This window comes from Rheinheimera lutimaris, from assembly GCF_013283795.1.
Lineage (GTDB): Bacteria > Pseudomonadota > Gammaproteobacteria > Enterobacterales > Alteromonadaceae > Alishewanella > Alishewanella lutimaris.
Window position 1 is genome coordinate 79153 of the sequence record NZ_JABSOD010000016.1, and the last position, 11788, is coordinate 90940.

Below are 11788 nucleotides of genomic sequence, written 5' to 3' on the forward strand. Positions count from 1 at the left end.
TATGTTTAGCATGAAATGGCGCCTTGTTGTAGCACGCACGTTAGTCATCGTTTTAGCAGGTAACCCGCTGCTTATGGCGGCGCATGGCATTGAGCGCTCACACAGACCCCCTGCAGATTTTGAGCTGACAGAGCGGCGTGAGCAGTTGCGCTTGCAATTACAGGCCACAGCCGCAGCCAGGGCGGCCGCGCAAGCTGCTAACAACACCGCACAACTGGCCGCCGGGCAACAGGCCGCGCAAAAGCACTCGGCTAACGGTACTGACGTGATTGATATTGCAGCGCCAGGCCAAAGCGGCGTGTCGCACAATCAGTTTATGCAGTTTAACGTTACTGCAGACGGTTTAATTTTAAATAACAGCCAGGGGCCGGCGTTATCTGCACTGGGTGGCTGGACCGACGGTAACCGCCGTTTAGCTGCCGGCACCGCCAGGCTTATTCTGGCCGAAGTTACCGGTAGCGGCCGTTCAAGTTTACTGGGTTATACCGAAGTGCTGGGTGACTCCGCTGAGTTTGTGTTAGCCAACCCTAATGGTATCAGCTGTAACGGTTGTGGCTTTATCAATACACCACGGGTGGTGTTGGCTACCGGTATTCCGGATTTACTTAACGGCAACCTGTTGGGCATTAACATCAGCGGCGGCGATGTGGCTATCGACGGCGCCGGCCTTAACGCGTCCAATGTAAACAAGTTCGACATTCTTACCCGCGCCATGACATTAAATGCCGCCCTGTATGCTAACGAGCTGAATATCCGCACCGGCAGCAATTATTACGATTACCAGTCGCTGCAAGCGCAGGCTAATGCTAATCAACCGGACAGCAACCCGGCTTATCAGTTTGCCTTAGATGCCTCGGCGCTGGGTGCCATGTATGCCAACAGCATTAGTTTAATTGGTACCGAAGCCGGTTTGGGGGTGCGCAGTAAGGGGCTTATTTCTTCGGTAGACAGCCTGCAGCTAACGGCGGATGGCCGGTTAGAATTAAAAGATACTATCGCCGGTGGCGAGCTGGCGCTGCGCTCACAGCGCTCAGATATTATTACCAACGGCAGCACTTATGGTCAAACCGTCAATATTGCCGCGGCTGGTACGCTGCAAAACAGCGGGTTAATTGCCGCCGCCGATACTATGCAGCTTAGTGCCGCACAGTTACAGCAAAGTGGTGATGTTATCGCCGGTATTAATCAGCAGGGGCAATGGCAGGACAGCGCAGCGCAGCAGCTGAATATCAGCGGCACTGCGGTTAATCAGGGCCGTATCATCAGCCGTGGCACTCAGCAACTGACAGCAAAAGAATTACAGAACAGCGCCGGGGCACTGCTGCAAGGCGATAGCAGCACCCTTACAACCACGGTGTTTAACAACAGCGGCACCCTTAACAGCAGTGCACTGACCTTAGATAGCGCCACAGTTAGCAACGCCGGGCATATTCAGGCACAGCAACTTAGCATCAATGCTGAGCAATTTAGCCAAACTGCCGGAGCGGTGTATCAAACCGGCGCAGACGGCCGGTTAAGTGTAACCGGCCGCGAGCTGCAGCTGGATGGTGGCGTCTTAGTGGCAGAAGGCAGCGCACAGCTTGAGGCAACCGGGCAACTTCACAACAGTGCGGACTGGTTAATCACCGGTGACAGTACCATTAGCACGGCAGAGCTGAGTAACAGTGGCACTGTGCAACTGCAAGGTGCTGCTGATTTAACCGCAGATAGTTTAAACAACAGCGGCAATATGCTGTTTACAGCAGAGCAGGCAACGGCACTAAACATAAAAAATACGCTGGATAACCAGGGCGGATTACTGCAGTTTGGCAACGCTGCCGTAGTTACTGCCGCTGAGATTAACAACGACAGTGGCCAAATCAGCCATACCGGCAGTGGCACTATGTCGCTGCAAGCCACACAGCAGCTGAATAATGCAGCTGGCCAAATTCTCAGCAACGGCACTATGCAGGTATCAGCCGCAGAGCTCAACAACCAACAAGGCATACTCAGCGCTGAGCAGCTTACGTTAACCGTTGGCGGTGATGTTAATAATCAGGCCGGGACTATCCGCGGCACAACACTGAGTCTGGATGCGCAGCAGTTGAATAACGGCAGTGGCATTATTGCTGCTGCGGGGCAGTTGCAAATTAATGCCGTAGCGTTACATAACAACGCCGGCGAAATCTACAGCGCCGGCCGGCTGAATATCAGCGGCGGTAATATCAGCAACGCCGGCGGTGCACTAATTTCGCAGTCAGATTTGCAGCTTAACGTGGCAGAGCTGGACAATAGCGGCGGTACGGTGCAAAGCGCAGGCGCTATGTTGCTGCACACTACCGCACTGGATAACCGGCAGGGGCGGATAGCGGCAGAAGCCGATATGCAACTGGCCGGCACCGTTATCAACAATCACGCCGGTACTATCCTCGGCAACACTCAGTTGGATATCAGTGCGCTGCAGCTGAACAATGATAACGGCAACCTGATAGCTGATACTGTTGACGTGCAACTCAGTGGAGTGCTCAGCAATAACACTGGTTTATTGCAGGCGACGAATACTTTAACAGCCAATGCGGCGCAAATTGATAACAGCGGTGGCAGCATTCAGGCCACATCCGCACTGTTAAGCAGTCAACAAAGTCTGAATAACAGCGGCGGCACCATTAATGCGCAAGCCCTGGCATTAAGTACTGCCGCGCTGGATAACAGCTACGGCGTGATCCTGGCCAGCGACAGCGGCGACAATGCGCTGCAGCTAACCGGTATCAGCCAGCTGACGAACGACAACGGCACAGTTGCCAGCCACGGCAATAACTGGCAGCTGGTACTGGACAACCTGAGCAACGACAACGGCAAATTGCTGCATCTGGGCAGCGGCACCTTTACCTTGTCGCAGGCCGGCACCTTAAGCAACAGCGGTACTATCGCCGCAAACGTCAACCTGGTACTGAATGCCACCGATGTGGTAAACAGCGGTACTTTGCAGGCGCAGCAACACCTGCAGCTTAATGCAGGGCTGAGCAACCAGGCCGGTGCGGTATTGGTAGCCAATGATATTACAGTCAATGCGCCGGACCGGGCTATCAGCAATGCCGGCAGCGTGTCGGCAAACAATAGCCTGCAACTGGCCGGCGCCAGCCTGCATAACAGCCATTTACTGTACGGCGGCAATAGTGCGGTAATAACGGCAGCCGATGTGGAAAACAGCGGCACTCTGTCGGCAGCTAATCTGGATGTAGCCGGCTTTAGCCTGCTGCAAAACAGCGGCCGTATCGAAAGTAACGCTGCCGCTTACAGTGGTGACATTCTGGACAACCAAAGTGGTGCCGTGCTGATTAATGCCGGCAATAGCGCTAATGGCTTGCAACTTAACGTGGCACAGCTGAGCAACAGCGGTACTGTGCATAACAGCAGCCTGGATATGAGCCTGGGCGGTAATTTAAGCAACAGCGGCAGCATTATTCACGCCGGTTTGGGCAGCTTGTTGTTGGGTAACAACGGCAGCATCAACAATGCCGGTGGCAGTATTGCCAGCGCCGGTACGGCAAATATTCAAAACAGTATTGCCGGTGCCGGTACTGTGTACGCAGAACAAGGCATGCAACTGAGCAGCAGCGGCACCTTTGTTAATAACAGCCAGCTGTACAGCAAGGGCGATATCCTGGTAACCAGTGCACTGCATAACCAGGGCGGCAGCCTGTTAAGCGACGCCAACCTGACCATTGATACCAGCGGCAACGTGACCAACAGCGGTACCCTGCAGGGGCAAAACCTTAGCCTGACCAGCGCTGTGTTAAATAATAACGCCGGCACTATTACATCAACGGGTACTGATAATGCGCAAATCAGTGCTACCAGCCTGAGCAATAACAGTGGCGTTATTCAGGCCACTAATAACAACTTCAGCATAATTACCCGCAGTGGTGAGTTAAACAACAGCAACGGCCAAATTAACCACAGTGGTAGCGGCAGCTTAACGCTGAACAGTGCCTCACATTTAAACCAGCAGGCCGGTACCGTGCAAAGTGCCGCACAGCTGCTGGTTAATGCACAGGGTAACCTGAATAACAGCTATGGCGTGTTAAGCGCCGGCCAGTATCAGCTAACCGCCAGCGGCGGCCTGAACAACAATGACGGCCGCATTGTAAGTACTGATAGCAGTGGTTCAAGCAGTATCAGCAGCGCCGCGCTGACTAACCGCAGCGGCCATATTGCTGCTAACGGCACTAACCTGACATTAAATGCCGCTGCACTGGATAACAATAACGGCAGTATCTTGTTAGCCGGCTCGGGCAACCTGGCCATTACTGCCGGTTCAATCGCCAACGATGCCGCCGGCGCACGTATTATCAGTAACGGTGCTATCAGCCTCAGTGGCGGCACTTTGCTGAGAAATGCCGGGCAAATCTCTGCTGCCAACCTGTTAACCGTTAATGCGGCAACCCTAACCAACAGCGGCACCTTAGCCAGTCGCAGCGGCAAAGTAGATATCGACAGCAGCGGCACCCTGACCAACAGCGGTACCGTATCAGGCGCAAACGGCATAGATATTGACGTGCGCACACTGAACAACAGCGCCGGCCTGCTGCAATCTGACGGCTTGCTGGATATTGCCGTTAACAGCCTGAGCGTAGGCCGGATGCAGGCGCGTGATATTGCGCTGGACAGCAAAAGCAGCATAGCGCTGCAAAGCGGCGAGCATATCAGTGCCGGGCGCAATATAAACCTGCACTCAGATGCCAATATCAGCAACAGCGGCACTATTGTCGCCAGCGGTACGCTGGATATCAGCGGCAAAGAACTCACCAACAACAGCGTTGGTGTGATCCGTGCCGGCGGTAATGCGGTGCTGGACCTGAATAAGCTTACCAATGACGGCATAGTCAGCAGCAGTAGCGTATTAACGCTGGATGTGAAAGACACCACTAATAACGGCACCCTGGCGGCGGGTAGCCATTTAGATATTAACGGCAATATCAACAACCGTAACCTGGTGTTTGCCGGTAGTTTGCTCACCATCGACGGCAATGTCGACAATACCGCGAATATCTACTCCAACCAGGATGCCATTATCAGCGGCACTACGGTAACCAATACCGGCGGCAGTATCGCCGCCGCGCAGGATTTAAGTATCAGCGGTACTATTCTGAATGACCATACCGGTACGTTGACCTATACCGAAGACAGAGTGACACAGTGGCACCGTTACCCAAACGGTGAGCCGTGGGCGCATTATTTTGACAATTTCTATCAAATTAATAGCTATTGGATTACTTATGAAACAGGTACCTCCCAGCATTATGAAGCGCAGCTTAACGGCAAAGTTGGGGTTATTGCTGCCGGGCGAAATCTTAGCCTGCATGGCAATATTACCAATAATTACAGTACTATCTCAGCGGGGCAGGACATCAGCCTTACCGGTACCAGCTTAAAGAACTATAGCGCAACGAACAAACAGGTTAGTACCGTTACCGTGAAGGAAGAAGAGTGGGATAACGGTTGTATGCTGTACTATACAGACGGTTTTGGTGAAGCGACCGGGTGTGCTGAACCAGGGAATCCGGAACCTACCGGACAGGTGAGAGCTTCAGGCTCATACGAGGAAATAACCTTTACCGGTGGTGGCTACGGCACCATAGTAGCCGGAGGTAATATTACCGGCAATTTAACCGAAGATGCCACTTTAGGTGATACAGACCCGTTAACGCTGCAAGGGCCGAACACCAACGCCAATGGCAGTAGCGGCAGTGCTTCGCGTGGCAATAGCGCCACGGCCAATAGCAGCGGCAACGTGGTGGTTAACCGCAGCAGCGGTAATGCCAAAAGCACCGGCACGGCAGAGCGCGCGGCCAGCGGCGTAGTTGCCGGCAGCACCGGCAGCGTAAATGCAGACTGGCACGATAATAACGCCAAGCATAATACTGAGTTAACAGCAGGCAGCAGCGTTATCGGCCGGCAACAGGTTAGCGCTGTGCACTCCGGTATCAGCATCCAAAGCGCCGGCTTTGCAACGCTGAATGTAGGCAACAGCCTCTCTGCCGCTTCCGCTAATGCTCCGGCTATACCGCAGCAACAAGGTGGCGGCGCGGTAGGTAACGGCAATATTGCAGGCAGTGGCGGCTACAACCCCGATCTTATTATCAAAGGCCTGGTAGATAACCAGCAAGGCACGCTGACAGCGCAAAAAGGCAGTGCACAGCAAAGCGGCAACTATAGCAACAGCAGCCAACCGGCCGGGCAAAATGTGTTTATTACCGACGAACAAATGCGCGTGCTAACCGAAGATTTAGGCTTCGATGCTAACGCCATTAATCAGGGCCAGCAAGGGCTGTACGCTGCCATCAGCCAAAATGATTTACTGGCAGACGGCGTTACCTTAAGTGCCGGCGGTACTATTGATATTACCGCTGATGGCGGCTTTAACATTAACAGCGGCATCGCGGCCGGCGAAGGCCTTATTCTGCGCAGTGAAAACGGCCTGGAAATGGGCAACTTTGGCTTTTTCGACAGCGACAAGCTGTTGGGCCTGCAGCTGGGGGGCGACTTTACCAACAATATGAACCAGCAAAGCGACACGCTGTGGTTAGATATCGGCGGTAACTTTACCAACCAGGGCAGCTTAACCGGCAGCGATATACTTAGCATCAGCGCCGGCAAAGATCTGATCAACCAAAACCTGCTAAGCGGTGGTAAGGTAATTCTGGATGCCGGTGGCGACATTATTAACCGCGTTGAATTCAGCCAGCACACGGTACAAAACGGCAATAACAGCACTACCTACACCACGGTAGGTAAAGCGCCGCAAATTATTTCTAACGACAGCTTAAGCATGACAGCCGGTAACAATATCGACTTGCAAGGCAGTAAGTTCAGCGCCGCAGGCGATATCAGCCTGAACGCCGGTAACGACGTACTGCTGGGCGCAGTAGAAAAACTCAGCGGCCATGAAAAGTACTTTAAAGGCGGCCACGATATCGAGCTTAACCGCACTTATGATGTGGTCAGCTTTGACGCCGGCGGTAATTTAAGCGTGGTGGCGGGTAATAATTTGCAGTCGGAGGGGGCGCAATTTAATGCCGGTGGCATAGCCGCCCTTGCCGCAGGCAATGAGATGAACCTGCTGGCGGTGGTGGAATCGCACTACGATGCGGATAAAACCACCAAAAAGAGCACCTTTAAGAAAAAAGTTACCGAAACGGTAAGCATGCACGAAGAAGTGCAGGGCACTAACATTACCGCGGCGAATATTTTGCTTAATGCCACAGTAGATGAAGCCGGCAATGTGGTTGAACTGCCTGGCGGCAATATCACCCTGGTGGGCGGCGAGCTTGATGCAGAGCAAAATATTATTGCCTATGGTAAGGATATTACCGTTACCGCCGGCACTTACCAGGATTACGACTACAGCCACACCAGCAAAAGCAGCTTTGGCGGCTTAAAATCAAAAAGCCGTGAAGAGCTGGCGCAGGACGACTTACTGGCCGGCTCAACCCTTACTGCAGAGGGTAATATACTGCTCAATGCTGATAACAATCTAACCATTCTGGCCAGTGAGCTAAACGGTGACAATATCGGCTTAAGCGCCTTTAACGAGGTACTGATAGCCTCCGGCGAAGAGAGCAGCATTCGCGAGTCACGCAGTAAATCCGGCGGCTTCTTAAGCGGCGGCAGCTTGTTCTCCTCTACTGAAGCACTAAACGGCGTTGCCAGCACCACCGCCGACAGCTCGGTAATTAATGCTACCGGCAATATTATTATCGATGCCGGCAGCGCCACGGTAATAGGCTCGGTGCTGGATGCGGATAAAGGCATATCAGTTGAAACCGATATCGGCGATATACAGGTGCTGGCGGCGAAGGAGACGACAGAGACCTACCAATACCGTAAAGAGATGAACGTTGGCTTTGGTGACGTGGCGAAGGTATTCAGCGACCCGGCAGGTTTACTTAAAGATACGCTTGATAAAAGCAAAGACAGTGGCCGGATAAGCTTAACCATTGCCAATGCCGATTACCTTGAATCTGAAACCCGCACCAACAGCACGCAGCACAAAGGCAGTGAGATTAAAGCCGGCGCCGGCGTGACCTTTGATTCGATAGGCAATATCAATATTGAAGGCAGCCATATTGAGGCCGATACGGATGGCGACAAAGAGGGTGCGCTTAGCCTGACCGCCGGTGGTAACGTGCGGGTAGCCGATGTTACCGACACGTACAGCGAGACCAACAAAACCACCACCGGCTCGGCAGAAGTAAACGTAATGGTAACGCACCAGGCGGCAGAAGTTGCTCAGGCCGCAGTTGCGGTAAAAGATGCCGCAGAGCAGTTGGAAAACACGCGGCGTAACTACAAAACCTGGATGCAACAGCAGGACACGTTAAAGGCGACGTTAACTCAGCTTGAGACGGAGTTAGCGCAAGGCAAGCCCGGCGTAAACCAGGGCGATATTGACGATTTACGCAACCAAATTGACATGCTGCGCACCGACGAAGCCTGGCACCTGGCCAATATCGCTGTAGCCAGTGACAATTTGGTTACGGCTACAGTCAACCTTGCCGACCAGTCAATTACCGGTGCGGCCAGCTCTACCACCTGGGGCTTTAACGGCGGGTTGGAGCTGGATATTAATGCCTCTGTTACAGAGAACCAATTACTGCAAAGCACCTCAGTGGGCTCAAGCTTGTCCGGTGCCGGCGTATCAATAAAAACCGGCAGCGACAGCGAGTTGGCCATTACCGGCTCAACCATCGACAGTACAGGTAAAATGGTACTGGACGTAGGTTCGCTTAACATGCAGGCCGGGGTAAGCACACTCGACAGCCAAAGCCAGAGCAAGCAGGGCAATATTAATGTCAGCCAAACGGTATGGGGCGCTGCGGCAGGCGGGCCGTCAATCAGTGGCAGCTTAAGCATGAGCGAGCAGCGTGACCACAGCACCACCTATACCAATGCCGGCCTGTCGGCGGCAGAAACCATGGATATCACCACACAGGGGGATGCCAGCCTGGTGGGTGCCAATATCCTGGCCGATAAAGGCCTGACTGCCAGTATCGGCGGTGACTTAACGCTGCAGTCGGTGCAAAACCTTAACTACGGCTCAAACCACGGCGCCGGGATCAGTGGCGGCATGAGCTTTGACGGGGCTTACACCAATGAAGGCGGCGCCAATGCTGACCCGACAAAAGAAACCCGTACCACAGCATTAGGCCAGGCCGGTGACGCTAACAGCGCTAACGGCGGGGTGAATGTCAGCAATGGCCGTTACTATGACAAAGAAACCGTGCTTAGCAGCATTACCTCCGGCGGGCCGGTAGATATTAATGTTAACGGCCACACCGGCATTACCGGCGCGCTGATAGCCAGCGTAGATGAAAACGGTAACGACACCGGTAATTTAAACTTAAATACCGGCAGCTTAAGCTTTGAAGATTTAACCAACACCCACTACAACACCAGTAGCAGCGTGGCGTTAAATGTCAGCACGCTACCGGGCGATAACACCACCGCGCCACCAAAAGGGGTAACCACACCGCCGCAAGACAGCAAAGGCGAAGACCAGCCATCAGGCACTACCAACCTGGGCCTGCATAGCGGCAGCAACTACGACAAAGGCAAAACCTTAGCCACCATAGGCAACGGCAATATTACCGTAGGCGGCAAAGAGGCAGAGCCGGAGGGGTTAAACCGTGATGTTGATGCCGTAGATAAAGAGCTGTACAGCATAGAGCGTACTAAGGCGGATTTGGATTTAACGGTTAAAAACCAAACCCTGAAAGATGCAGTGGATGCGGTAAGTGAGCTGGCAAGCCTTATTGATAGCTTCAACAAGAAATCACCGGAAGAATCCGCGGCGATTATGGCGCAAGTGAAGCATGTCACGGACATTATTCAGCAACTGCGGGACAGTGATAACCCGGCCGACTGGGCGAAAGCTAAAGAGTTTGAGGCCATGGTTGCAGATTTGTCAGTACAATTGGTTGCACTGCAGGAGCCGTTACCGGAGGAGGAGTACCGCGTAGCTGATGCACCACCGATGCCGGAGAAAAGCTTTACCGAGCAGCAAAGTGAATTTGAAGAGTCAGATCGTTTGCACAAAGACTACTACGATGAAGGCCAAAAGTATGCAGACGAGAATCTGGATAACGCTATTAAAAGAGGAGAATACGCTGCCTTACAAAATGAAACCATACCGGGTGTCGGTAATGATATAGACTTTGATGGAGCGATAAACTTCTATCAGGACCAGCGTGAATCAGCGTACAGTGGCTATGGATTAAATACAGGGGCAGCAGAAGGTGGTCTGGGTGATTTTATAGGCTGGACGGCGGCATCGGTGACAAATGAAAGCTGGCAGGCGGCGCAGTTTTTAGGGAAAACTGGAGCATTTGTTTTAACCTTAGGCTCAACATCCAGCCCGCTTGATGGTTCAGGCTACCACTCACTCATCGGTGATGGCTCGACATTTGGCAGCCCACAGACGTTTGCCGGGGCAGTCGGTATAGAGCAAGGGGTTATTGCCAGCTACTTTGCGGGTGTCGAGGGTATTGCGATACTTGGCTTGAAAATAGGTGCTAAATCGGCTGGCGCGGTGGCTAAGGTTGATGATGTAGGGAAAGCTCCAAACACTAGTGGAACGAAATTTGGGCCGCATGAAGAAGGGCCTCTTGGTAACTCAAATGACTTGCGCGCGCCGGCTTCTACATTCCGCAGCGGTTCTTACACGGAAAAAGTAGCTGACACGGATCAATATTTTTATCGGGACTATGGTGGTGATGCGGCTATTGATGGTCGTTATTGGACGCCGGAACAATCTGCAGGTCCGTTGCAATCACAGTTAGACAGCGCTGTATTGCCTGAATGGGGCAATACATTTCTGAATCAAGCTGTTATTAAAGTGCCTAAGGGAACCAAGTACTATGAAGGCCCCGCAGCACCACAAACGGGAACTGTTGGAACTTTGCCAGAGTTGCATGGCGGTGGCATACAAATATTCCTACCAAACCCGAACAAAGATTGGATTATTAAATTATGAATACTATTCAATACATAAAAGACTGGATTTCAAATAAAGAATCTTTTTCATTTTTTTTACCGGATGGCCCTCAAGGAAGACCTTTCGATAAGCAATATCTAATAGATGGTGTTATTGAAAATCAGAACGGAGTAACTATCAAGATGTCTGGTGGTATTGAGTTTGAGTTCGAGGGGGAAGTCCAATATAGGGATGAATTCTGCAATTTGATTGTTAATGGATTTAGCGTATTGAGGTACAAAGTTAATGGGGTGGTTAACAGCGAATACTTGGAAGGAGAGTTTTGCCTTAATGGTTTTTAAGTTTCGGAAAAAGGGGTGTCCCGTCCAAGTGTCCAAATAAGTGATCCCGCCATCAATCACCGTCATTTTGCTGAAATAACCAGCAAGGTGGCGGTGGTTTTGTTTCCAAATTGTCCCGTCCAAGTGTCCAAATAAGTGATCCCACCATTAATCACTGCCATTTTGCTGAAATAACTAGCAAGGTGGCGGTGGTTTATCTTAGAGTTAGCCAAAATCTTTGTGGCTACCATCTTAAATTTTCAATAACTGTTTATATTTTGCGCAAAAGGCAGCATCAGACGCAGCTGTCATTATTGTCTGCTTTGGACAGCAATATTCTGTTTATTTACCTCACCTGCCAGGGACTATTCTCTGACGTAATAGCCTTGCAAAATAATTGGGGTCAGATCAAAATTAAAAAGCGCCGGCGGCACTATTGATATTACTGCCGATGGTGGCTTTAACATTAACAGCGGCATCGCGGCCGGCGAAG

At 52.1% G+C, this 11788-nt stretch carries 2 protein-coding genes; both read left to right on the forward strand.

Annotation, left to right across the window (positions count from 1 at the left end):
* Window position 1 precedes the first annotated feature (1 nt).
* A complete protein-coding gene (locus HRH59_RS14540) occupies window positions 2–11014 on the forward strand; it encodes a two-partner secretion domain-containing protein (protein ID WP_173502002.1) in 11013 nt (3670 codons plus the stop codon).
* On the forward strand, window positions 11011–11316 hold the full coding sequence (locus tag HRH59_RS14545) for a hypothetical protein (protein WP_173502003.1): 306 nt from the start codon (window positions 11011–11013) through the stop codon (window positions 11314–11316). The genes HRH59_RS14540 and HRH59_RS14545 overlap by 4 nt, the downstream gene beginning before the upstream one ends.
* Window positions 11317–11788: the final 472 nt, after the last annotated feature.

Excerpts from the sequence above, each read along its gene's own strand:
- HRH59_RS14545 (WP_173502003.1), top strand. The coding sequence starts at position 11,011 with ATGAATACTATTCAATACATAAAAGACTGGATTTCAAATAAAGAATCT.
- HRH59_RS14540 (WP_173502002.1), top strand. The coding sequence starts at position 2 with ATGTTTAGCATGAAATGGCGCCTTGTTGTAGCACGCACGTTAGTCATC.